Source organism: Oryzibacillus soli (assembly GCF_051594765.1).
Lineage (GTDB): Bacteria > Bacillota > Bacilli > Paenibacillales > NBRC-103111 > Paenibacillus_AR.
This window is the reverse complement of record NZ_JBPPGJ010000012.1, coordinates 169,781-191,996: the sequence shown is the minus strand read 5'-3', so window position 1 is coordinate 191,996 and position 22,216 is coordinate 169,781. Positions and strand designations below refer to the sequence as shown.

Here is a 22,216-nt window from a genome sequence, read left to right as displayed (position 1 = left end):
GAACCACGCGTTCCCATCTCGAACACGACCGTTAAGCCCTCCAGCGCCGATGGTACTTGGACCGCAGGGTCCTGGGAGAGTAGGACGTCGCCAAGCACTGAGAAGCCTCTAAGCATATTGCTTAGAGGCTTCTTTGTTTTGATTGAACGTTCCTGCAGCATCGTAGAATTTCCCGCTGCGAATATTGGGTTAGCTCCCATGACTCACAAGCTATACCCTTCTCCCCTGTGTGGGATACTATCCCCAAAACAGGGGGAGGGACTAGAATGAACCGAGTGCTGATAGGCCCTATGGCCGGAATAATAGCCTGTAGTATTGCACTTAGCGGATGCGGGCAGAACCGCAATCAGGGGGGAGCTGCCCCTTATTCTATTGACGATGAGGCGAACTCGGTTAGCCCCATTGCGACGACTCCTACACCCGCGCCTGCTGCAGCAGAAAGTCCGGCTGCCGAAGCTCCGAAAAAGAGCGAGGTAAAGGTGAAGGGAATTTACGTGAGCGCTTGGAACATGAGCGGCGCGAAGTACGATAAGCTTGTGAAGCTGGTTGAAGAAACCGACCTGAACGCAATGGTATTGGATGTGAAGAACGATTCCGGGCAGGTCACCTACCCGTCAAACGTTCCGCTGGTGAACGAGATTCAAGCTGATGGGAAAGAGATTGTGCCGGACATGGCGGAGAAGGTGAAGCAATTGAAGGCCAAGGGCATCTATACCATCGGACGCGTGGTCATATTTAAGGATCCGTTCCTGGCTTCCAAGAAGACTTCCTATGCCATGCAGAAAAAAGGTGGGGGAATCTGGAGGGACGGAAAAGGGGTCTCATGGGTCGATCCGTACGACGATCAGGTATGGAACTATAACATTGCAATTGCCAAAGAAGCCGCGGCGTTGGGTTTTGACGAGATTCAATTTGATTATGTGCGCTTTCCCGATAATGCGAAGAAAGTGGATGAGCAGGTCCAATATCGGAATCCGGAGGGATCGAATAAATCGGAGGCGATCGTTGATTTTCTAACACGGGCAAGAGATCAGCTTCCGAATGTCGTCCTATCCGCCGATGTATTCGGGCTTACGACTTCCTCAAAGGATGATATGGGCATCGGCCAGAAATGGGAGGCCATTGCTCCCGTAGTCGACGTCATCTGCCCCATGATCTATCCTTCGCATTATTCCAAGGGGATGTATAATATTACGAACCCTGATTTGAAGCCCTATGATGTGGTAGCAAAGGCTCTGTCTGATGCAGCCGAAGCCAGCAAGAAGACGGCCGCAAGCCATAAGACGGCACGGATCCGGCCGTGGCTGCAGGATTTTACGGCAAAATGGGTGAAACCGCACCAGACTTACGGGAATAAGCAGGTCCAGGAGCAGATCCAGGCGGGGCTGGATCAGGGTATTGATGAATTCCTTCTGTGGAATCCATCCGGTCAGTATAGCTTCAAGTAACGCTTTACTGCACGTGGGTTGACATGAAAATTACCCTTTTGATACAATAGCAAAAATATCCGGAAGTGGATTGAAGTAAAGGGAGGCTATTGTTCGTGTGGGAAACGAAGTTTGTTAAGGAAGGTCTGACGTTCGACGATGTATTGCTCCTGCCTCGCAGATCGGATGTATTGCCGAGAGAAGTGGACGTATCGACCCGTCTGGGACCGAAGCTGAAGCTGAATATTCCGCTTATCAGCGCGGGAATGGACACTGTGACGGAATCGAAACTAGCCATTGCCATTGCGCGTGAAGGCGGAATCGGCGTCATCCACAAAAACATGTCCGTCGCTCAGCAGGCGGAGGAAGTGGATCGGGTAAAGCGTTCGGAAAGCGGCGTAATCACCAACCCCTTCTCCTTGACCCCGGAGCATCATGTGTACGACGCGGAAGAGCTGATGAGCAAATTCCGGATCTCCGGCGTTCCCATCGTCGACGACAACCAGAAGCTGGTCGGGATTCTGACCAACCGGGATCTTCGTTTCGTGCATGACTATTCCATCAAGATCAAGGAAGTCATGACCCGCGACAACCTGGTCACCGCACCGGTCGGCACAACGCTTCAGCAAGCCGAAGGCATTCTGCAGAAGCATAAGATCGAGAAGCTGCCACTTGTGGACCAGGACAATACGCTTAAGGGCCTTATTACGATTAAAGATATCGAGAAAGCCATTCAGTTCCCGCATGCCGCCAAGGACGCCCAGGGCCGTCTGGTGTGCGGTGCCGCCGTCGGGATCTCCAAGGATACCATGGAACGCGTCGCGGCGCTTGTACAGGCCGGCATCGACCTGCTGGTCGTGGACTCGGCTCACGGACATCACCGCAATATTATCGAAGCTGTACGCAGCATCCGTAACGCTTATCCGGACCTTACGATCGTGGCGGGCAATGTGGCGACGGGCGAAGCGACCCGTGACTTGATCGAAGCCGGAGCGTCCATCGTCAAAGTCGGCATCGGACCGGGCTCCATCTGCACGACGCGTGTCATTGCCGGTATCGGCGTCCCGCAGGTGACCGCCATCTATGATTGTGCTACCGCAGCTCGTCCATATAATGTTCCAGTCATCGCTGATGGGGGTATCAAGTACTCCGGTGATCTGACGAAGGCCGTTGCGGCCGGTGCCTCTGCCATTATGATTGGCAGCTTATTCGCAGGCACCGAAGAAAGTCCGGGCGAGTCCGAGATCTACCAGGGCCGCCGGTTCAAGGTATACCGGGGTATGGGCTCCATTGGAGCGATGAAGGAAGGCAGCAAGGACCGCTATTTCCAGGAGAACGAGAGCAAGCTGGTACCGGAAGGCATTGAAGGACGGGTCGCCTACAAGGGACCTCTGGCGGATACGATCCATCAGCTGATCGGCGGTCTTCGTGCAGGAATGGGATATTGCGGCACGGCCAATCTGGAAGAGCTTCGCAACGACACCCAGTTCGTGCGGATTACCGGTGCTGGATTGCGCGAATCGCATCCGCATGACGTGCAGATTACGAAGGAAGCACCCAATTACTCGCTGTAAGAGCGGTGCTTGAGCAGGATGGGCCTCCGGGCTTGTCCTGCTTCTTTTTTTGCGGGAAGGATGCGCTTCGATATAAGGCTTGTTTATGATACAATAGGAAAATAACCTTTTTACTGGGAGTGTGGGTAGTGAAGAACGTTGTTGCAATGAAAAAAAGAATCTTCGTCGCCGTGGTCGCCCTCATCGTTTCCTTGCAGCTTGCCATCGTCCATGAACCGAATCGAGCGTATGCGGCCGAGGCTGCTCCCGATCTGAAGCTGGAGGTCTCCTCCGCTATATTGATGGATGCGGCAACGGGACAGATTCTGTACGAGAATAACGCAGACGTTGCTCTTCCGCCGGCCAGTATGGCCAAGATGATGACCGAGTACCTAGTACTCGAGGCTATCAAGAGCGGGAAGATCAAATGGGAGGATATGGTGCCTACCAGTGAGTATGCAGCCTTCATCCCGGGTTCTGGACAGCTCCTTGCCCAGAATGAGAAGCTCTCCGTAAAAAGCATGTTCGAAGCCATGTCCATCTATTCCGGGAATGACGCCAGCATTGCTCTGGCGGAGTTCATTGCGGGCTCGGAAGAAGAATTCGCCAATAAAATTAACGAGACGGCCAAGAAGATGGGGCTGTCCAAGGATGCGCACTTCATCAACGCCACCGGTCTGAACCGTTCCGATATGGGCAAATATGCCCCTAAGAACATCCAGGGCGAAACCCTGATGACCGCCAAGGATGCCGCCATTATAGCTTATAACATTCTGAAGGATCATAAGGAAGTGCTGGAGTTCACCAAGATCACCTCTAAGAAGCTCCGTGAAACCGACAAGACGCCTATGATCAACTGGAATTGGATGCTCGAGGGCAATAAGAATAACGTCAATTACAAACCCTATTACTACGAGGGTCTGGACGGCTTGAAAACCGGCCACACCGACGAGGCGAAATACTGCTTCACCGGTACGGCGGAGCGCAACGGCATGCGTCTCATCAGCGTAATCATGGGCGCCAAGACGGAGCCCAAGCGCTTCATGGAAACCCGTAAGCTTCTCGATTACGGCTTCAATACGTTCGAGCTGAAGCAAGTCGTTCAAGCGGACGCTGAACTGGATGCCATGAAGACCGTTGAGGTCAAAAAAGCCGTCCATACCAACGTTCCGGTGGTGACGGAGAAGGCTCTGTCCATCTTGGTGAAGAAGGGAACCAAGGACGATCAGATCGTGAAAACGGCTCAGCCTGCAGAAGCGGCGAAGCTGGTGGCCCCTGTCAGTAAGGGGGACGTTCTGGGGAAACTGACGGTAACCTATAACGAGCAGAAGTACGAGGTGAACCTGGTCGCCAAGGAAGATGTGAAAAAAGCGGGCTGGTTCAAGCTGTTCACCCGGTCGATCCGAAACTTCTTCGTGAATTTGTTCTAAGGGTTCAAAAACTTGTACGATACACCCGGTCCGGGTTGTATAATGCATGGTGTTGCTGTAAAATCAATGTTTAGAAACTTTTGGTGAACAACCCGATATTAAGACGCTGCTGGAGTGTCCGGGCATTATGTTTAGGAGGGTCAATAAACGATGGAAACAGGTACATCCCGTGTAAAAAGAGGTATGGCTGAAATGCAAAAGGGCGGCGTCATCATGGACGTCATGAACGCCGAGCAAGCCAAAATCGCCGAGGCGGCTGGCGCTTCCGCCGTTATGGCTCTGGAGCGGGTACCCGCTGATATCCGCGCTGCCGGCGGGGTAGCCCGTATGGCCGACCCGACCGTATTCGAGCAGGTCGTCAATGCCGTGACCATTCCGGTTATGGCGAAGGCCCGGATCGGACATTTTGTCGAAGCGAAGATTCTGGAAGCGCTGGGCTGCGATTATATCGACGAAAGCGAAGTGCTGACCCCGGCCGATGAGGTCTACCATATCGACAAGCGTCAGTTCACCGTACCGTTCGTATGCGGTGCACGTGACCTGGGCGAGGCGCTCCGCCGGATCGGCGAAGGCGCGTCCATGATCCGTACCAAGGGCGAGCCGGGAACCGGCAATATCGTGGAAGCGGTCCGCCACATGCGGATGATCAATGCTCAGATGCGCAAGGTGCAAGCCATGTCCAAGGACGAGCTGATGGCTGAAGCCAAAAACCTGGGCGCCCCATACGAGCTGCTGCTCCAAGTGCATGAGACCGGCAAGCTGCCGGTGGTGAACTTCGCGGCAGGCGGCGTAGCCACTCCGGCTGACGCAGCCCTGATGATGCATCTGGGCGCAGACGGCGTCTTCGTAGGCTCCGGCATCTTCAAGTCGGATAACCCGGAGAAGTTCGCGAAGGCCATCGTCCAAGCGACTACCCACTATACCGATTATGCGCTTCTGGCCGAGCTGTCCAAGAACCTGGGCACTCCGATGAAGGGAATCGAGATTTCCAAGCTGGATGCAACGCAGCGCATGCAAGAGCGCGGCTGGTAAGGCTTAGAAAGAAGGAACGGACATGAAAATCGGAGTTCTAGCTCTTCAGGGCGCCGTAGCCGAGCATATTCGTATGCTCGGCCTTGCCGGTGCCGAGGGCGTTGTCATTAAGCGGACGGAACAGCTTGAGGAGCTGGACGGGCTCATCATCCCCGGCGGGGAGAGCACGACCATCGGCAAGCTGATGAGAACCTACGGATTCATCGAAGCGATCCGGGAATTCTCCGCGCGAAGGAAGCCGGTATTCGGCACCTGCGCCGGGATGATTTTGGTAGCCAAGGAGCTGTCTGGTCAAGAGGAAGCCCACCTGGGGCTCATGGATATCCGCGTAGCCCGGAATGCCTTCGGACGCCAGCGGGAGAGCTTCGAGACCGATCTCGCGGTGAAGGGGATGGAGAATACGGTCCGTGCTGTCTTCATCCGAGCGCCTCTGATCGAATCGGTAGGCGGGAATGTGGACGTGCTGTCGGTCTATCAGGATCAGATCGTAGCGGCGCGCCAAGAGCATCTCCTTGCGGCATCCTTCCATCCGGAGCTGACGGATGATTATGGGTTCCATTCGTATTTTTTGGATATGGTAAGGCAATACAGATAGTACCTTATTCTTTCCCTTGCGGGAGGCGTTACAGTTGTTAGATGCCAAATTGTTGCGTAATGAGCCGGACCGGGTCCGCCAAGCGATGCAGAACCGGGGCAAGCCGCTCGATGATGTGAACCGCTTCGCGGACTTGGATACAAAACGCCGGGAGCTTCTCCAAGAAGTGGAGCAGCTGAAGAACCGGCGGAACACGGTCTCTCAGGAGGTAGCCGTCAAGAAGCGGGCCGGCGAGGACGCCGAACCGTTGATCCTCGAGATGCGGGATGTCGGAGACCGGATCAAGGTGCTGGACGAAGAGGTGCGTGTGGCGGAGGCGGAGCTGGAACAGGTTCTGCTGTCCATCCCGAACGTGCCCCATGCCAGCGTCCCGGTAGGCCGTTCCGAGGAAGACAACATCGAGGTTCGCACATGGGGAGAGCCCGCTGCCTTCGGTTTCGAGGCGAAGCCGCATTGGGAGCTGGCGCAGAACCTGGATATATTGGATTTTGAACGGGCCGGCAAAGTGACGGGGTCCCGTTTCGTCTTTTATAAGGGACTGGGTGCCCGTCTGGAGCGTGCCCTCATCAACTTCATGATGGACCTTCACGCTGAAGAGCACGGTTATGAAGAGATGCTGCCGCCTTATATCGTCAACCGGGACAGCATGACCGGTACCGGCCAGCTGCCGAAGTTCGCGGAGGACGTGTTCAAGCTGGAGGGTACGGACTACTTCATGATCCCGACGGCGGAGGTCCCGGTAACGAACTACCATCGGGATGAGATCCTGATCTTGGAGGAGCTCCCGAAGTATTTCGTCGCATTCAGCGCTTGCTTCCGTTCTGAAGCGGGTGCAGCGGGACGGGATACCCGCGGCTTGATCCGCCAGCACCAATTCAATAAGGTGGAGCTGGTGAAGCTCACCACCCCTGAGTCGTCTTACGACGAGCTCGAGAAGCTGACTCAGAACGCCGAGAAGGTGCTGCAGCTGCTGAAGCTGCCTTACCGCGTTATGGCGCTCTGCAGCGGAGATATGGGCTTCTCTTCGGCCAAGACCTACGACTTGGAGGTATGGATCCCCTCCGCAGGCTGCTACCGCGAGATCTCCTCGTGCAGCAACTTCGAGGATTTCCAAGCGCGCCGGGCCAACATCCGCTTCCGCCGCGACCCCAAGGCGAAGCCGGAATACGTGCACACCCTGAACGGGTCCGGATTGGCTCTGGGCCGGACAGTGGCCGCCATTCTGGAGAATTATCAGCGTGCGGACGGTACGATCGAGATTCCGGAAGTGCTGCGTCCGTACATGAACCAGAAGACGGTCATTGCCCCGAAGTAAGTCCAAGAAATGACGCTTGCCGCCGCTTCAAGGGCTGTGGTACAATGCTTGTTGCCACGACTTTAAGCGGTTTCTCATGGATGGCGACATCCATACGGAGAGGTGGTCGAGTGGTTTATGGCAGCGGTCTTGAAAACCGTCGTAGGTGCGAGCCTACCGTGGGTTCGAATCCCACCCTCTCCGCCATATTACCTTATAGAACACAGAACCCAAACCATGAGCGATCATGGTTTTTTTGTTGTTCCACGGGGAACATTTGGCTGCTTCCCCAGCGGATAAAGAGGCTCTCCCTTCCGCACGTTATAGCATAGGGGAGGTGTCAAAACCATGAGCACAAACGATCAACTGAACGTCGAGCAAAATAAGCTGGTAGCCGCGTGGAAGCGCGTCCTGCCGACTACCATGAATTCTACCGATGCCGTTACGGTCCAAGCGGACGAAGCCGATCCGAGTGCGGTGCGCATTCACGTGGCCACAGCCGGACACAGCATGTACACCTTTGACTTCAAGTGTACGTATGTGGATTCCCGAGAGGTAAAGGTCGAGCTGGTGGACGTGGAGAAGGCGGGTCAGACGGTGGATGAGCGGGGACCGATGATTCAAGAGCTGACGGGAGATTATGTCCGCAATATTCATGAATGCGCGCAAGCTCTCCATGAGCTGACTCACGCCTAAGGGAGGCTATGACGATGACGAAGCAGAAGGCCGCGGATAAGAACCTGCAAAATGTGGCGAAGGATCTGGAGACGACTCCGGTCAATGCCCACAACGCACAGCAGCTTCAGCAAGATACCAACGACCGCCGTCATAAGGATGCCTTGAACCATAACATAACGGATCATTGACGAGGAGGCATGGAGGATGACCAAACAGCCCTATAATGTCGTGAACCCTCCGACAGGCCAGGAGAACCAGCGTGACGAAGCAGGAGGGCCTCCGGAGCCCTTGTCCGGCGGCAAGAAGGTCAAGAATAAGAACCACTCCCGCAATAACCATGGGGAAGGCAGCTAAGCTTCAAAAAAAGTTGCGGTACCGATGCATATAAAACCCCAGATGGGACATTCTAATATCGACGGTGAAACAGAGAGGTGTTGGTTCCGTTGAACGCTACAACGAAACAAACGCATGATCTAAGAGGTGTTGTCGACCTCATATAGAAACCGGAGGGATGTGCCAAAGACTCGATAGGGTTATACCCCAAGGAGTTCAGGTAACAGACTAGTAAGGATCTATAGGAGTGGAAAACATCAATTCACCGTCAAGAAGGACCCTGGCAACAGGGTCCTTTGATTTTGGGGCGTATTTATTTGCGGGTGGTGCCGCCAGCAGGCGCTGCATCGTTATACTTGGCCAGCTTGGCCGCGAGCTTCTCGGATGTAATATAACGGGTTCCGGCATGGATCCGGACGATTTCCTTGTCATTACGCGAGTTGATGCCGTCGCGGGTCGTGAAGAAGAAGTCGATGCCGATCTCGTTGCCGATCTCCATAATCGTCTTATTGTAGAAGCCGAGCGGGAAACAGAGAATGTTCATGTCATTGCCCAGATGGTCGGAGAGCAGCTGATTGGCAGTGGAGAGATCGTCCCGGATGCGCTTGCGGTATTCGGATTCATTCTCCATCCGCTGCTTGCCGTCCAGCCAGATCCGGTTGGCCAAGGGAGCCACCAACTGATTGTCGGCTCCTCGCACCTTGCCGTGGGAGTTATGGCTGTGGGAATAGAAGCTGAACCCCGCATCATGCATCTCCTTCACCTGCTTCCAGGTCATGAAGGGCAGCGACGGATTGTTCGAATCCATATAGCTGGTCACAAGAAAATTGGTTGCCGTGAAGCCGTATTTCTTCAGTAAAGGGTAACCGTACCGGTAATAGGATTCGTACCCGTCATCGAAGGTGATGACCACCGCATTGGGAGGCACCGGCTGGTTCTCCTTCACAAACCTTACATAATCCTCGATGGAGATCACCTGGTACTTACGATCCTTCAGCACCTTCAGGTGGCTCTCGAATTTGGCCGGAGTAATGGTGACCTCTTCATTCGCTTCCACTTCAGCCAAGTGGTGGTACATCAAGACTATGACCTTATCCCGGTAATGGATCGATTTGGCGGGCAAGCTGGGCATGGGTGTCGGTGTCGGAGAAGGGGAAGCTGCTGCCGGGGGGGAGGGCGATGCAGACGGTGGCGGCGGCGAAGAGCCGTCCATCATGGAGGTCTGGCTCAACTCGGCATTGGCATATTGGGTAACGGTTGCAATACTCGACGAGGGTTTCTGGCCGCAGCCGAAGGTCACCAGCAGAAGCGCCGCAGCAGCCAAAGGATACCATGCTTTCATCTCGACCATGCTCCTATGAAGATAATGAGAAGTCCCAAAGTGCTCTAGTTCACTTTATGCATCATGGCTAACATCATGACCGCTTCAGTATGAAAACGCTTACACATTCGATTAAATAATGGTCGAGACGACAGGATTCGAACCTGCGACCTCTTGCTCCCGAAGCAAGCGCTCTACCAAGCTGAGCCACGTCTCGACAATAACCAAGCATTCAATTATGGGCCGCCTTAGACAGCGACAAAGACTATTATAACAAAAATCAGGACCATGTCAAATCCTAATTTAGGAGAGAAAGATCTGGCGTTCCCGAGAGGATTCGAACCTCCGACCTGCAGTTTAGGAAACTGTCGCTCTATCCTGCTGAGCTACGGGAACGCGCGAACAACATTATAACACGGGGCAGATCGAGGAATCAACCGGAATCCTGTTGACAGCTGTGTATATAAAATAATATACTGTGCATATAACAATATATACAGTTAGGCTTTTGGAAGCGGGGTGCCAGCTTGTACATTACCTTATCGAACAGTGACCCAGCGCCGCTGTACGAGCAGATTAAGAAGCAGATTATCGAGCAGGTCGTTCAAGGCACCTTGCGTGCGGGAGAGATGCTGCCTTCCATCCGGGCTATGGCCAAGGAGCTGGAGATCAGTGTTATTACGGTGAAGAAGGCTTATGAGGATCTGGAGACGGAAGGGTATATCGTCACCAAGCAAGGGGTCGGCTCCTGCGTGGCGGAGGCCGGCGCAGAATTCGTCCGGGAGATGAAGCTGAAGGCGATTCAGCAGCACTGGGAGCAAGGCATTGCGGGTTGCCGGGAGCTGGGGATGAGCGATGAGGAGATTCTTCGGAATTTCAGACTGATCATGGATGTAGAATGACGGGAGGCGGGGAAAATGGAAGAGATGATTCTCCGGGTGAAGGGATTGACGAAGCGGTACGGCGCGTTCCGGCTGGACCGGGTCAACTTGGAGATTCCCAAGGGCTATATTATGGGCTTCGTGGGCCAGAATGGCTCCGGGAAGAGTACGACGATCAAGTGCATGATGGATCTGATTCCGTTCGAGGAGGGCACGGTAGAGCTGTTCGGTCAAGGCCCGGAGGCGAAGCGGGAGCTTCTGAAGGAGAGGATCGGGTACGTAAGCGAGGACTCTTATTTCTACGAGGATATGACGGTGGAGTGGACGGGACGGTTCGTCGGCCGCTTCTACCGGAATTGGGACTCGGCCCTGTACAGGAAGCTGCTGGCCCGGTTCCAGGTGGATCCCCGGAAGAAGATCAAGGAGCTGTCTCGGGGGATGAAGGTTAAGCTGTCGTTGGCCTTGGCCATGGCCCATCACCCGGAGCTGCTGATTCTGGATGAACCGACCTCCGGTCTTGACCCGGTGGTGAGAAACGAGCTGCTGGAGGTGTTCCTCGAGATCATCCAGAACGAGAGCTGCTCCATCTTCTTCAGCTCCCACATCTCCTCGGATATCGAGAAGGTAGCGGATTACATTACGGTCATCCATGACGGCCGGATTGTCGTCAGTACGGATAAGCATTCCCTCTTGGACAGCTGGAGGATCATCCGTGCGGACCGCCGATACGACGAGACGGGGCTCGTGGAGGGGCTGTTCGGAGTGAAGCGGAATGAATTCGGCTTCAGCGGTATCGCGAAGGACCCCCAAGCCTTCGCCAAAGAATGGCGCAGCAGGTTCCACGACGGGGAGTACAAGTCGGAGCGGCTGACGGTGGATGAGCTGCTGGTCAGGCTCGCAAGAGAGGAGGATAAGGTATGCTCCCATTAATCTGGAAGGACTTCCTGCTGCAAAAGCGGACCGCTTATCTCTACGTGGGTATCGGGGCCTTGTTCTTCTTCTACTTGGATGCGATGGATCAGAGAAACATGATGGCCGCCATGATCCCGGCCTTCATGATTGTCTACAGCTTCATGAACCGTTCTATGGCCGAGGATGACCGGAATCATTCGCTTCGCCTCCTGGTATCCATGCCTCTGCCTAGAGCGACGCTCGTCCGAGCCAAGTATGCCAGCATCGGAATCGTGGCCCTGCTCTCCCTGGCCGTGTTCCTGACGGCGGGAGTCTTGGCCGGGGCGTACAGCTTCCGGGATCCGGAGGAGCGGGTGCTGAACCTTCTGATCCTGGCGGTATTTACGCTGGTATGTACGGTTCTCGTCTCCGTCTTCCTCCCCCTGTCCTTCAAGCTGGGGGCGGTCCGAGCTCAGACCATCAACCGGTTCGTATTCATCGGAATGTTCATGTTGGGAGCCACATTCGGCACGATCATCACCAAGCTGGGGAACCGGCTGATACCGGAAGGAGAGCCGCCTGCTTGGATCGCAGACCTCGAACGACTCGGCGACACGTTCTCCGGCTGGAGTCCTTATATCGGCATCTTGGCTCTATTCCTCTTGGCTCTCTTGATCTATGCAGCATCCATGCAGCTGTCGATCCGGTACTTCCGGCGCAGGGAGCTGTTCTAACGGAGGCTTGCCCCGAAGCTTGCGGAAGAAATTCGTCAGGAGCAGACCGCATTCTTCCCGCAGGATATCAGGCACCAGCTCCACCCGGTGGTTGAAGCGTTCTTCCTGAAGGAGATTCATGAGCGTACCGGCACACCCGGCCTTCGGGTCCGGCGCTCCGTATACGACGGCAGGGATCCTGGAGTTTACGATAGCCCCAGCGCACATCGGGCAAGGCTCCAGCGTGACGTACAGGGTACAGCCCAAGAGCCGCCAGGCGCCCAGCCGGGTGCTCGCCTCTTTGATCGCGATCATCTCGGCGTGGGCGGTGGGATCGTGGGCAGTCTCCCGCAGATTGTGGCCGCGGCCGACGATTTCACCGTCCCGGACAATGACGCAGCCGATGGGAACTTCACCGATGGCCTCCGCCTTCCGGGCTTCGGCTATGGCTTCTTGCATCCAGATCTGATGGTCCATGAAGGCACTCCTTTGTTGTAATCCGAAGGGGAAGAATGTTCTCCCAATATCGAACACATTTTCGCTTGTTAACAGGCTGTGGATAAACCTGTGGATATCTGTGAATAAGTGATATGGTTTTCCACATGTTATTGTATCGGTCCACAGCGGGGATTACAATCCACAGTCCCGAATACGATGATGCGAGAATGCCCAATAGACCCCGGCAGCCGTCTGGCTGACCGGGGTCTACGTCATTAGCGGGAGGAATCGCTCTGCTCCAGGTTCTCAAGTGTGTTCTCGCATGCGGGCCGAATCTCCAGCCACACTAACCGGGTCTCCGGACGGATCTCCGGATGGCTGCCTGCGGGAAAGCGCAGCACGGTGCCCGGCTTCAGCAGGTGGAGACTCTCTCCGAGCCGGAGCTCGCCGGAGCCGAGCTGGATGACCCAGATCTCGTCATGGGTCACGTGGCGGCGGCAGAGCGGAGCCCCCGGCAGGGCCACGACCCGGGTCGTGGCGGCCCTCTGCGGAGAGGCGGGCTCAAGCACCAGGCTGCTCCCCCATTCCTTCTCCTCGTACAAGGGAGTGGCGCCTTCCTCGGGAAGCAGCTCCTTCACCTTATGGCTGCTGGCCTTGGTGGCGACGAGCACCCCATCGGCGGAGGCGGCAACAATGACGTTGGGGACATCGACCACATGAATGGGAACCGGAAGCTCGTTGACCAGGTGGGTGTGCTCCGAATGGCCGGTTACCGAGCCGGAGCCGGTTACCGGCGTCTGCAGTTGGCCGCACAATACCTCCCAGCTCCCCATATCGCTCCACGCTCCTTGATAGGGAAGAACGGCGGCACTCCTCGATTTCTCCGCGATCCGATGATCCAGGCTGGCTACCGGAAGATCCGGATAACGCTCTGCCAGCTCCCCGTCATCGGCCGGGAGCCCCGAGCGTTCCAGCTCCTGCAGAAGCAGCCGGAGCCGGAGCCCGAATACGCCGCAATTCCACAGGGCCCCCTGCTTCAAGAGAGACCGGGCCGTCTCCTCGTCCGGCTTCTCCTGGAACCGGGCTACGGGAAGGTAGGGCTGCTCATCCGGACGATCCGTCCGGGGGACGATATAACCGAATTGGGTGGACGGGTGGGAGGGCTGTACACCTATTAGAGCCAGCTCCGCGCCGGATTGGCGAAGAATCCGGGGAAGCTGCTTCAGCCGGTCCATAAAGTGCTGCTCGGCAAACAGATCGACGGGAAGGATGACGACCGGTTCGCGGGGATCGGCCTGTTGACGAGAGTGAAGGTAAGCGGCTGCCAGCAGAGCGGCGTGAAAGGTGCCCCGCTTGAGCGGCTCGCATAGGACGGGGACCCGGCCGCCGGTTTGGCGGTTCACCAGCTCCCGCTGGCTGTGGTGAGCGACGATCAGGGCAGACGACAGCAGCCCGGCACTCCGGAGCTGGCGGCAGATCCGCTGCAGCATGGATTCCATGCCCCCCACCTCCGATGGCAGAAGCTGCAGGAACGCTTTGGAACGGATCTCGTTGGAGAGAGGCCAAAGCCGCTTGCCGGAGCCTCCGGACAGGATCAGAACCTTCAAGGGAAAGCCTCCTTATATGGAAGTCTAGAGAATGGATGGAGCAGGCATGATGGCCGAACTTCAGGGAAAACGGTCCTACCGGGACTTGCGATAGTACTCGTCGCGCTTATGGAAGGACAGGGACCGGTAGCTTTGGGCCAGCCGGGTCAGCTTGGAGGCGGACAGATGGCCGATGTTCGTCCCATGGAGGTGCCGGTTCAGCGTCTTCTTGAAGCGAATACGGGAGGGGGCGCGGTTATACACGAAATTCCCGTAGGTCTCAAATTCGGAGAAGGCGAACATACTGGAGGTGCGGATCCCCTTCAGAATGGCTTGGTACCAGGGGATGCCGTGGCGGGCCTCCAGGTGGGCCTTCAGCCGCTTCAGCCACCGCTTGTCGAACAGCATATAATGAGCGACGAAGGAGCGCGGCGCAGAGACCTGCTCGCCCAAGAGCTTCCGGTAAGCGCGGAAATACTCGGGCTGGCTCCAATTCCGCGAATACACGACCGTGCGCCCCTCCGCCCGGAACACATGAGGACGGATCATCACCGTATCGGCATCGGCCACCAAGAAGTGCCGCGACTTCACAACGGTATCCCCGCCCAGCTTCAAGAGCTGCTGGAGCATCCAGCCGGAGCGGTCCCATCTGGCCGAGCGGTAGCGGATGTCCTTCTTCGTAATGGGAAGCACCGTGTTCTCGTTCACGAAGGTGCAGCCCTTGCGGCGGCAGAGCTCCTCCAGCCTGGCACTGCGGGGGGACACGATATAGATCCGGCCGACGGCGGGCCGGACCATCTTTCTTAAGGAGTCAATGACATGGGGGAGGTTCGGCAGATCCTTCTCTATGGCCGGGATCAGGACATCGATGGGGACCGGTCTACCGTTTGCCTGGACAGAGGGCATCTCATCATCTCCGATATTCATAATGTAGTACCATGCTATGTAAGTGCGCTTTGAATGGGAAGGGCATCGGCGGTTAGGAAAATAACAGGAACTATGAATTTCAGAGCAAATTCGGTATAATAATTTAGTTGTCAAGAGTTGAACTTAAGGAGTTGTAGATAAATGGCGTTAAAAGCGGGAATCGTCGGGCTGCCGAACGTCGGCAAATCGACGCTGTTCAATGCAATCACCCAAGCGGGGGCCGAATCGGCCAACTATCCGTTCTGCACCATCGATCCCAACGTAGGCGTCGTGGAGGTGCCGGACGAGCGTCTGCAGAAGCTGGCGGACATTGTGAACCCGAACCGGATCGTGCCGACGGCGTTCGAATTCGTGGATATTGCGGGATTGGTCAAGGGCGCCAGCAAGGGCGAGGGCTTGGGCAACAAATTCCTGGCTCACATCCGCGAGGTGGACGCCATCGTGCACGTGGTCCGCTGCTTCCAGGACGAGAACATCACCCACGTCTCCGGCAAGGTGGATCCGATCAGCGACATCGAGACCATCAACCTGGAGCTGATCTTGGCCGATGTGGAGACCGTAGAGAAGCGGCTGGAGCGTTCCCGCAAAAACCTGAAGGGCGGCGACAAGAAGGTCGCCTTCGAGGTAGAGACGCTGGAGCGTATCAAGGAAGCCCTCTACAACGATCAGCCGGCCCGCAGTGTTGAGCTGAATGAAGAGGAGAAGCTGGCGCTCCGCGACCTGCATCTCATCACCATGAAGCCGATTCTGTATGCGGCCAACGTCAGCGAAGCGGAAGCGGCCAATGCCGACGGCAATCCGTTCGTGCAGAAGGTCCGCGAATACGCGGCCCAGGAAGGTGCCGAGGTGGTACCGATCAGCGCCAAGGTGGAATCCGAGATCGCCGAGCTGGAGGGCGAGGACCGGGAGATGTTCCTGGAGGAGCTGGGCTTGAACGAGTCGGGTCTCGACCGACTGATCCGTGCGGCTTACAAGCTGCTCGGCCTGTATACGTACTTCACCGCCGGTGTTCAGGAGGTCCGGGCATGGACCATCCGCAAGGGCACCAAGGCCCCCCAAGCGGCGGGCGTCATCCACTCCGACTTCGAGCGCGGCTTCATCCGGGCGGAAGTGGTGTCCTACGAGGACCTGACCACCTCCGGCTCCATGAACGCGGCCAAGGAGAAGGGCCAGCTCCGTCTCGAGGGCAAGGAATATGTGGTGGCGGACGGAGACGTCATGCACTTCCGCTTTAACGTATAAGGAATGAACCGATAACCCTATAGCATGTGAATGACAAGGAGGTGGATGAAGTGCTGGATAAACTTCAAGCACTGGTGGACCGCTACGAGAAGCTGAGCGAGCTCTTGTGCGACCCGGATATCTCGGGAGACCCCAAGCGGCTCCGGGAATATTCGAAGGAACAGTCCGATCTGCAGGAAACCTATGAGACGTACAACGAGTACAAGACGGTGGCCGCAGGACTGGACGATGCCAAAGCGATGCAGAATGAGAAGCTGGACGACGAGATGCGCGAGATGGTGAAGATGGAGATCGAGGAGCTGTCCGCCCGCAAGGAAGAGCTGGAGGAAGTGCTGAAGGTGCTCATGCTTCCCAAGGACCCCAACGATAACAAGAACGTCATCGTGGAGATCCGCGGCGCGGCCGGCGGCGACGAAGCGGCCTTGTTCGCGGCCGATCTGTACCGGATGTACACCAAGTACGCGGATGTGCAGGGCTGGAAGACCGACATTCTGGAGGCCAGCCTGAACGATCTGGGCGGCTTCAAGGAGGTCATCTTCATGATCTCCGGCAAGGGGGCGTACAGTAAGCTGAAGTACGAGAGCGGCGCCCACCGGGTTCAACGGATTCCGGCGACGGAGTCCGGCGGACGGATCCATACCTCCACGGCGACGGTAGCGGTGCTGCCGGAGGCTGAGGAGATTGAGGTGGAGATCAAGGAGAGCGACATCCGGGTGGATACGTTCTGCTCCAGCGGTGCGGGCGGCCAGTCCGTCAACACGACCAAATCGGCAGTCCGGGTCACCCACGTGCCTACCGGCATCGTGGCGACCTGCCAGGACGGCAAATCGCAGAACTCCAACAAGGAGATGGCGCTGCAGGTACTCCGTGCACGGATCTATGACAAGTTCCTGCAGGAAGAGATGGAGAAGATGGGGGCCGAGCGGAAGAGCAAGGTGGGCACCGGGGACCGCAGCGAGCGGATCCGGACCTACAACTTCCCGCAGAGCCGGGTGACGGACCACCGGATCGGCTTGACGCTGCACCGGTTGGATACCGTGCTGAACGGGGATCTGGACGAGATCATCTCCGCACTGACCATTGCCAGCCAGACGGATCTGCTCGATAAAGGGGAGTCCGCTTAATGGACGATATCAGCACCAAGACGATACGGGAAGCCTTTGTGGAGGCTTCCTCTTTTTTGAACCGGCATGGGGTGGATGAGGCGTCCCTGAACGGGGAGCTGCTGCTGATGCACCTGTTGGGCTGGTCCCGCACCAAGCTCCTCTCCAACTGGCAGGACCCGTTCCCCGCCGACCTGGAGCTGCAGTGGCAGAAGCTTCTGGGTCGCCGCGCGGCGGGAGAGCCTGTCCAGTACGTCATCGGGGAGGAGGGCTTCTATGGGCTCACCTTCCGGGTGGGGCCTGCGGTGCTGATCCCCCGTCCGGAAACGGAGATTCTGGTGCAGGAGATCCTGGCCCGGGGCAAAAGATTGTGGCCGGCCGCCTCAGCCGGCCCCGCAGAAGCGGGACCGCTCCTGGCCGATATCGGCACGGGCAGCGGGGCGATCCCCGTGACCGTGGCGGCCAAGTGTCCCGGCTGGCAGGTGGCGGCGGTGGATATCTCGCCGGCGGCTCTGGAGATCGCCCGGGGGAATGCGGCGAAGAACGGACTGCCGGAGGACCGGATCCGGTTCTACGAAGGGGATCTGCTTCAGCCGCTGATCGAATCGGGTGTGAAGGTGGACATCCTGGTCTCCAACCCGCCCTACATTCCCACGGAGGACCTGGAGGGACTCCAGCGCGAAGTGCGGGATTATGAGCCCCATCTGGCGCTGGACGGCGGCCAGGACGGGCTGATCTTCTACCGGCGGCTGGTCTCGGAGCTTCGCCAGCTTCCGCAGCTGCCCCGTCTGGTGGGCTTCGAGGTCGGCATGGGGCAGGCCGGCGATGTAGCCGGCATGCTGAAGGCCACCGGCGCCTTCGGAACCGTGGACATTATCCGCGATCTATCTGGCATTGACCGCCATGTATTGGCAGAGGCCTCATCCATTTCCTAGAACGAAAGCCCAAAAAAGCTCTCTTCTTGCCTTCGGCTTGCGCCGGGCAGAAGGGAGCTTTTTTTGGGGGGGGCTGGCATATGGGCCTTACTTGTTGTTATAGGCGGTGCGGGGATCGACAGGGCTCGGGTTCGAGGACTCCGGCGCTTCGATCGTCACCTTCTTATTCGGATGGCGGTTCTCCTGCAGATCGGTGGCGCCGTTGGCAGTGGTCTTCAAGTCGCGCAGCTCTCGGTTCTCCATGGTACACGTGCTCCCTTCATGCGAGATATGCTGTTAGCATGCGGCTCGGCCTGATGAAATATTCGGCTGAAGGGGCGTTGGGGAAGCATGAGATGATGGTGTCCCGCGATCAGGCGATGACCTCGCGGATCCGGATTTCTCTCTCCCGGCTCAGGTCGATGAATTCATTCTGAACCTTCACAAGCGGGTTGGTATCATCATGAGGGTTGATGTAGATGACTTCGGCGAACCGTCCGTCCGTCAGGATGACCTGCTTGCCCAGCATGCTGTGGACCATATTCTTCAGGAAGACGGAAACGGCATAAGGGTCCATCTCTCCGAAATAGCCCTGGCGCATCCGGTTGACCACCTCATAGAAGGGAAGCGCCTCATGGTAAGGCCGCTTGGAGGACATGGCATGGAAAATATCCACCACGGCGACGATCCGGCTTAACGGATCGATCTGGGAGGTACGCAGCCGCAGCGGGTAGCCGGTGCCGTCTCCCCGTTCGTGATGCTGCAGCGCGACGAAAGCGACCCTCGGGTTCAAGCCCGCCGCTTCCTTCAGAAGCTCGTAGCCGTAGACGGTATGGCGCCTCATCTCTGTAAATTCCTCGTCAGTCAGCTTCCCTGGCTTCAGCAGAATTTCGTCGGAGATTCGGATCTTGCCAACGTCGTGGAGGGTCGCCCCCATCGTAAGCAGGGTAATCTCGCTCTCCTCCAGTCCGAGCCAATGGCCCAGCATGGCGGCCAGGACGCTGACGCCGATCGTGTGGCGGTGTGTATATTCATCCTTGGCCTTGACCGCCTCCACCAGCTTGAACAGATTGGGAATCTCGGCGGCTTCACGGACCATGGGGATCAGCTCGTGCTTGATCTCGAGCAGAGGGATCTTGCGGTTGATGCGGATCCGATGGAACAGATCCTTGGCATACTGGGTGGCCTCCCGGACCAGCTCGAACGCGGTGTCGTGCTCAGTCTCTATGGAGCCGAAGCGCAGCTCGTCGAACGGGATCCGGTGGTGCAGAAGGAGCCGGAGATGGGTCTCGGCCAAGATCGTGCCCGCCGGAATCAAGACCAGTCCGTTGCCTGTAATCACATCATCCCTGAGCCTCATACCCAAACATTCATCCATCGTATCCCTCCTGCCAAAAGACATAACTCATCGCTATTATAGCTATTAATGGAAAATTTTACTTAGTACATTGGTCACGAGAAAGTCCGTCATTTTCGAACATTGTGTGACATTTGACGTTATATTGCGACAAATTTCGATCTATATACGAATTCTATGAATTTGCCTAGCGGAAGGTATAAATGCTAGATTCGCCGTCCATACTGGTGGTAGATAGGGAAAGGACGGATGAACATGGTAAAGCGGGTTTCTTACAGCTCTTATATCTATTTATTCTTCGCATTGATCGTACTACTGGTATCATGGGAGCATAACCGCACGATGGCGGCCGTCGTCGAATCGGACATCCCCGAGGAGTCCATCCGTCTGCGGATTCTGGCCAATTCGGATTCGGTGACGGATCAGGCGCTGAAGCGCAGGGTGCGTGACGCCATCGTGGAGCAGATGAATACATGGGTCAGCGGCCCGACGACGCTGGAGGAAGCCCGGCTCCTGGTATCGGAGCGGATTCCGGAGCTGGAAGCCATCGTGACCCGGGAGATCGAGAGCGCAGGCTTCACCTATTCCTCCAAAGTGGAGCTCGGCCTGGTTCCCTTCCCGGCCAAAATGTACGGCGACAAGGTCTACCCCGCCGGGGATTACGAGGCTCTCCGCGTGACGATCGGCGAAGGAGCGGGGCAGAACTGGTGGTGTGTGCTTTTCCCGCCGCTGTGCTTCGTGGAAGCAGCCAAGGGCGAAGCGGTCATGAAGGACAAGCAGGAGACTCAAGACGGCAAGACCGGGAAGACGGAGCCGACCGCGAAGAGCGGGAAGAGCGAGCAGAGCCCGAAGAACGATGCGAAGAGCGACAAGAACGTGAAGAGCGATAAGAATGATAAGAGCGACAAGGAAAAAACGGCGGTGAAGGCGGCATCGGCCTCCACGGTCAAGAAGGAGGTCTCCGCAGCCGCTGGAGACACCCCGGAGCAGCCGAAGAAAGAGGTTAAGTTCTTCTTCTGGGAGCTGATGAAGAGCTGGTTTGCATAAGATGGCCGAACGGCTGGAGCGGGAGTTTCCCGTCCGGCCGTTTTTAGTTAGGGATCTGCGTGAGGAGAACCCGCCTGCCGTGACACCGGGAAACGGACGCGCTATAATGACCTCATTCCTAATTGATGCGAGAAGAAAGTGAGAGACGCGGCATGACGAAGCTATGGTGGGCGGACGAAACGGGTGATCCCGGGCAGGAGGCGGTGCAGGAGGCGGCCGGGCTGCTCCGGAAGGGGGAGCTGGTTGCCTTCCCGACGGAGACGGTGTATGGCCTGGGCGCCGATGCGACCTGTACCGAGGCGGTGGCGGGTATTTACCGGGCCAAGGGCCGGCCTTCGGACAACCCCCTGATCGTCCATATCTCGGACCTGTCCATGCTGGACGGGCTGGCCTTGCAGGTGGACCCGGTGTCCCGGCGGCTGGCGGAGGCCTTCTGGCCCGGGCCGCTGACGCTGGTGCTGCCGGTGTGCCCCGGTGCCGTATCGCCGCTGGTGACGGCGGGGCTCGACACGGTGGCCGTGCGGATGCCGGACCACCCGGTGGCCCTGGCGCTCATCGCCGCGGCAGGGTGTCCGGTGGCGGCGCCCAGCGCCAACCGGTCGGGGCGCCCCAGCCCCACCCTCGCGGAGCATGTCCGCGAGGATCTGGAGGGGCGCATCGCCGGCATCCTGGACGGCGGCGCCACCGGCGTCGGCCTCGAGTCCACGGTAGTCGAGGCCGGCGGTTCGGACGGGCGCGTGCACGTGCTGCGCCCGGGCGGGGTGACGCCGGCGCAGCTTGCCGCGGCCGCCGGCTGTGCCGTTGACGTCGCCGGCGAGGTGCGCGGCGGCGTGGACCCTGTGGCCGCGGATGCCGCAGCGCGGGCCGCGGAGTTGGACTTCCGCCCGAGGTCCCCGGGCATGAAGTACACCCACTACGCCCCGAAGGGGCAGCTTACCATCGTGCAGGGGCGGAGCCCCGAAGCGGTCGCCGCCCGGATCGTCCGGGAGCTGGAGCAGGCTCGGGCGGCGGGGGAGCGAACGGGCGTTCTGGCACCCGAAGAACACGCTCATTACTATAGAGGCTGCGCCGATGAGGTGGCGGTCTGTGGCACGCTGCAGGATCCGGGCTCCACGGCCCAGGAGCTGTTCGCGGCCCTGCGCCGCTTCGACGAGGCAGGGACCACCGTCATGCTGGCGGAAGCCTTCCCCGAGGAGGGCATCGGTCTGGCCGTCATGAACCGCCTGCGCAAGGCTGCCGGCCACCGGGTGCTGGAGGCGGAGTAAGCCGCCGTCCCCGGATAGCGGCCCCTGCCGGGCCGATGCCCCTTGGGCCCGCCGGTTCTGCAGCCGGCCCGTCCCTCCGATGAGACATGTTTGCGAACCTGTCCGCATATGCTGGAATGAGCTATAGGCGGACAGGAGGAGATACCATTGCCGGCTTACACCGTACAAGCGGGGCAATTGATCACGATT

At 57.7% G+C, this 22,216-nt stretch carries 23 protein-coding genes, 3 tRNA genes and 1 rRNA gene; 19 read left to right on the top strand and 8 right to left on the bottom strand.

Going from position 1 to position 22,216, the window contains the following annotated elements; translation table 11 throughout:
* The 11 genes from rrf to ACSEXW_RS17825 form a co-directional block, all read left to right on the top strand.
* Positions 1 to 96: ribosomal RNA gene (rrf, locus tag ACSEXW_RS17875) — 5S ribosomal RNA — on the top strand; the annotation flags it as partial.
* Positions 97 to 494: 398 nt separating this feature from the next.
* On the top strand, positions 495 to 1,448 hold the full coding sequence (locus ACSEXW_RS17870; protein WP_438447527.1) for a putative glycoside hydrolase: 954 nt from the start codon (positions 495 to 497) through the stop codon (positions 1,446 to 1,448).
* 95 nt (positions 1,449 to 1,543) lie between these two features.
* Positions 1,544 to 3,001 carry an IMP dehydrogenase gene (gene guaB / locus ACSEXW_RS17865; RefSeq protein ID WP_438447526.1) on the top strand — a complete coding sequence of 486 codons (1,458 nt, stop codon included), beginning with the start codon at positions 1,544 to 1,546 and terminating at the stop codon, positions 2,999 to 3,001.
* A 146-nt stretch (positions 3,002 to 3,147) separates the two neighbouring features.
* On the top strand, positions 3,148 to 4,410 hold the full coding sequence (locus ACSEXW_RS17860; RefSeq protein WP_438447525.1) for a D-alanyl-D-alanine carboxypeptidase family protein: 1,263 nt from the start codon (positions 3,148 to 3,150) through the stop codon (positions 4,408 to 4,410).
* A gap of 150 nt (positions 4,411 to 4,560) precedes the next feature.
* Positions 4,561 to 5,442: a pyridoxal 5'-phosphate synthase lyase subunit PdxS gene (gene pdxS / locus ACSEXW_RS17855; RefSeq protein ID WP_438447524.1), complete on the top strand. Its 882-nt coding sequence runs from the start codon at positions 4,561 to 4,563 to the stop codon at positions 5,440 to 5,442.
* A gap of 22 nt (positions 5,443 to 5,464) precedes the next feature.
* The gene (pdxT, locus tag ACSEXW_RS17850) at positions 5,465 to 6,037 is read left to right on the top strand and encodes a pyridoxal 5'-phosphate synthase glutaminase subunit PdxT (protein WP_438447523.1); all 573 of its coding nucleotides are present in this window, start codon (positions 5,465 to 5,467) and stop codon (positions 6,035 to 6,037) included.
* A gap of 34 nt (positions 6,038 to 6,071) precedes the next feature.
* Entirely contained in the window at positions 6,072 to 7,352 is a 1,281-nt protein-coding gene (gene serS / locus ACSEXW_RS17845; RefSeq protein ID WP_438447522.1) for a serine--tRNA ligase, read from the top strand.
* A 96-nt stretch (positions 7,353 to 7,448) separates the two neighbouring features.
* A tRNA-Ser gene (locus ACSEXW_RS17840) sits at positions 7,449 to 7,538 on the top strand.
* Positions 7,539 to 7,679: 141 nt separating this feature from the next.
* Positions 7,680 to 8,027, top strand: a complete 348-nt coding sequence (locus ACSEXW_RS17835) for a hypothetical protein (RefSeq protein ID WP_438447521.1) — start codon at positions 7,680 to 7,682, stop codon at positions 8,025 to 8,027.
* 14 nt (positions 8,028 to 8,041) lie between these two features.
* Positions 8,042 to 8,197: a hypothetical protein gene (locus ACSEXW_RS17830; protein ID WP_438447520.1), complete on the top strand. Its 156-nt coding sequence runs from the start codon at positions 8,042 to 8,044 to the stop codon at positions 8,195 to 8,197.
* 16 nt (positions 8,198 to 8,213) lie between these two features.
* Positions 8,214 to 8,363 carry a small acid-soluble spore protein P gene (locus tag ACSEXW_RS17825; RefSeq protein WP_438447519.1) on the top strand — a complete coding sequence of 50 codons (150 nt, stop codon included), beginning with the start codon at positions 8,214 to 8,216 and terminating at the stop codon, positions 8,361 to 8,363.
* Between the two features lie 292 nt (positions 8,364 to 8,655).
* Here the strand turns inward: ACSEXW_RS17825 and ACSEXW_RS17820 are convergent, their stop codons facing one another.
* From ACSEXW_RS17820 to ACSEXW_RS17810, 3 genes are all read right to left on the bottom strand, one after another.
* Complete coding sequence (locus tag ACSEXW_RS17820; protein ID WP_438447518.1) at positions 8,656 to 9,684, bottom strand: polysaccharide deacetylase family protein; 1,029 nt, start codon at positions 9,682 to 9,684, stop codon at positions 8,656 to 8,658.
* A gap of 119 nt (positions 9,685 to 9,803) precedes the next feature.
* Positions 9,804 to 9,880: transfer RNA gene (locus ACSEXW_RS17815), tRNA-Pro, on the bottom strand.
* Positions 9,881 to 9,982: 102 nt separating this feature from the next.
* A tRNA-Arg gene (locus tag ACSEXW_RS17810) sits at positions 9,983 to 10,059 on the bottom strand.
* A gap of 131 nt (positions 10,060 to 10,190) precedes the next feature.
* On the opposite strand from ACSEXW_RS17810, the gene ACSEXW_RS17805 reads away from it, so the two are divergent.
* Genes ACSEXW_RS17805 through ACSEXW_RS17795 form a run of 3 tightly spaced genes read left to right on the top strand, consistent with a single transcriptional unit; the run spans position 10,191 to position 12,169 of the window.
* A complete protein-coding gene (locus ACSEXW_RS17805; protein ID WP_438447517.1) occupies positions 10,191 to 10,565 on the top strand; it encodes a GntR family transcriptional regulator in 375 nt (124 codons plus the stop codon).
* Positions 10,566 to 10,580: 15 nt separating this feature from the next.
* Positions 10,581 to 11,474, top strand: a complete 894-nt coding sequence (locus tag ACSEXW_RS17800) for an ABC transporter ATP-binding protein (RefSeq protein WP_438447516.1) — start codon at positions 10,581 to 10,583, stop codon at positions 11,472 to 11,474.
* Positions 11,462 to 12,169 (top strand): ABC-2 transporter permease, encoded by a 708-nt coding sequence (locus tag ACSEXW_RS17795; RefSeq protein ID WP_438447515.1) that lies wholly within the window; start codon positions 11,462 to 11,464, stop codon positions 12,167 to 12,169. The genes ACSEXW_RS17800 and ACSEXW_RS17795 overlap by 13 nt, the downstream gene beginning before the upstream one ends.
* On the opposite strand, the gene tadA is transcribed toward ACSEXW_RS17795, so the two are convergent.
* The 3 genes from tadA to ACSEXW_RS17780 all read right to left on the bottom strand — a co-directional run bounded on the left by tadA (position 12,089) and on the right by ACSEXW_RS17780 (position 15,078).
* Positions 12,089 to 12,625 (bottom strand): tRNA adenosine(34) deaminase TadA, encoded by a 537-nt coding sequence (tadA, locus tag ACSEXW_RS17790; RefSeq protein ID WP_438447514.1) that lies wholly within the window; start codon positions 12,623 to 12,625, stop codon positions 12,089 to 12,091. The two genes, ACSEXW_RS17795 and tadA, sit on opposite strands and share 81 nt — an antisense overlap.
* Before the next feature lie 236 nt (positions 12,626 to 12,861).
* Positions 12,862 to 14,193 (bottom strand): sugar phosphate nucleotidyltransferase, encoded by a 1,332-nt coding sequence (locus ACSEXW_RS17785; protein WP_438447513.1) that lies wholly within the window; start codon positions 14,191 to 14,193, stop codon positions 12,862 to 12,864.
* A gap of 75 nt (positions 14,194 to 14,268) precedes the next feature.
* Positions 14,269 to 15,078: a DUF6492 family protein gene (locus tag ACSEXW_RS17780; protein ID WP_438447512.1), complete on the bottom strand. Its 810-nt coding sequence runs from the start codon at positions 15,076 to 15,078 to the stop codon at positions 14,269 to 14,271.
* A gap of 162 nt (positions 15,079 to 15,240) precedes the next feature.
* Between ACSEXW_RS17780 and ychF the strand changes: the two genes are divergently transcribed.
* From ychF to prmC, 3 genes are read left to right on the top strand one after another with little or no spacing between them, the layout of a single operon-like run.
* Positions 15,241 to 16,341: a redox-regulated ATPase YchF gene (ychF, locus tag ACSEXW_RS17775; protein WP_438447511.1), complete on the top strand. Its 1,101-nt coding sequence runs from the start codon at positions 15,241 to 15,243 to the stop codon at positions 16,339 to 16,341.
* Between the two features lie 50 nt (positions 16,342 to 16,391).
* Entirely contained in the window at positions 16,392 to 17,465 is a 1,074-nt protein-coding gene (gene prfA / locus ACSEXW_RS17770) for a peptide chain release factor 1 (RefSeq protein ID WP_438447510.1), read from the top strand.
* Positions 17,465 to 18,379, top strand: coding sequence for a peptide chain release factor N(5)-glutamine methyltransferase (prmC, locus tag ACSEXW_RS17765; RefSeq protein ID WP_438447509.1), 915 nt, complete (start codon positions 17,465 to 17,467; stop codon positions 18,377 to 18,379). Before prfA ends, prmC begins: the two co-directional genes overlap by 1 nt.
* A gap of 87 nt (positions 18,380 to 18,466) precedes the next feature.
* Here the strand turns inward: prmC and ACSEXW_RS17760 are convergent, their stop codons facing one another.
* Together ACSEXW_RS17760 and ACSEXW_RS17755 are read right to left on the bottom strand one after the other, a co-directional pair.
* Positions 18,467 to 18,622 (bottom strand): hypothetical protein, encoded by a 156-nt coding sequence (locus ACSEXW_RS17760; RefSeq protein ID WP_438447508.1) that lies wholly within the window; start codon positions 18,620 to 18,622, stop codon positions 18,467 to 18,469.
* A 109-nt stretch (positions 18,623 to 18,731) separates the two neighbouring features.
* Complete coding sequence (locus tag ACSEXW_RS17755; RefSeq protein ID WP_438447507.1) at positions 18,732 to 19,736, bottom strand: HD-GYP domain-containing protein; 1,005 nt, start codon at positions 19,734 to 19,736, stop codon at positions 18,732 to 18,734.
* Positions 19,737 to 19,970: 234 nt separating this feature from the next.
* Here ACSEXW_RS17755 and spoIIR point away from each other — a divergent pair, with 234 nt between their 5' ends.
* On the top strand, positions 19,971 to 20,762 hold the full coding sequence (spoIIR, locus tag ACSEXW_RS17750) for a stage II sporulation protein R (RefSeq protein WP_438447506.1): 792 nt from the start codon (positions 19,971 to 19,973) through the stop codon (positions 20,760 to 20,762).
* 152 nt (positions 20,763 to 20,914) lie between these two features.
* Positions 20,915 to 22,027: an L-threonylcarbamoyladenylate synthase gene (locus ACSEXW_RS17745; protein WP_438447505.1), complete on the top strand. Its 1,113-nt coding sequence runs from the start codon at positions 20,915 to 20,917 to the stop codon at positions 22,025 to 22,027.
* Positions 22,028 to 22,216: the final 189 nt, after the last annotated feature.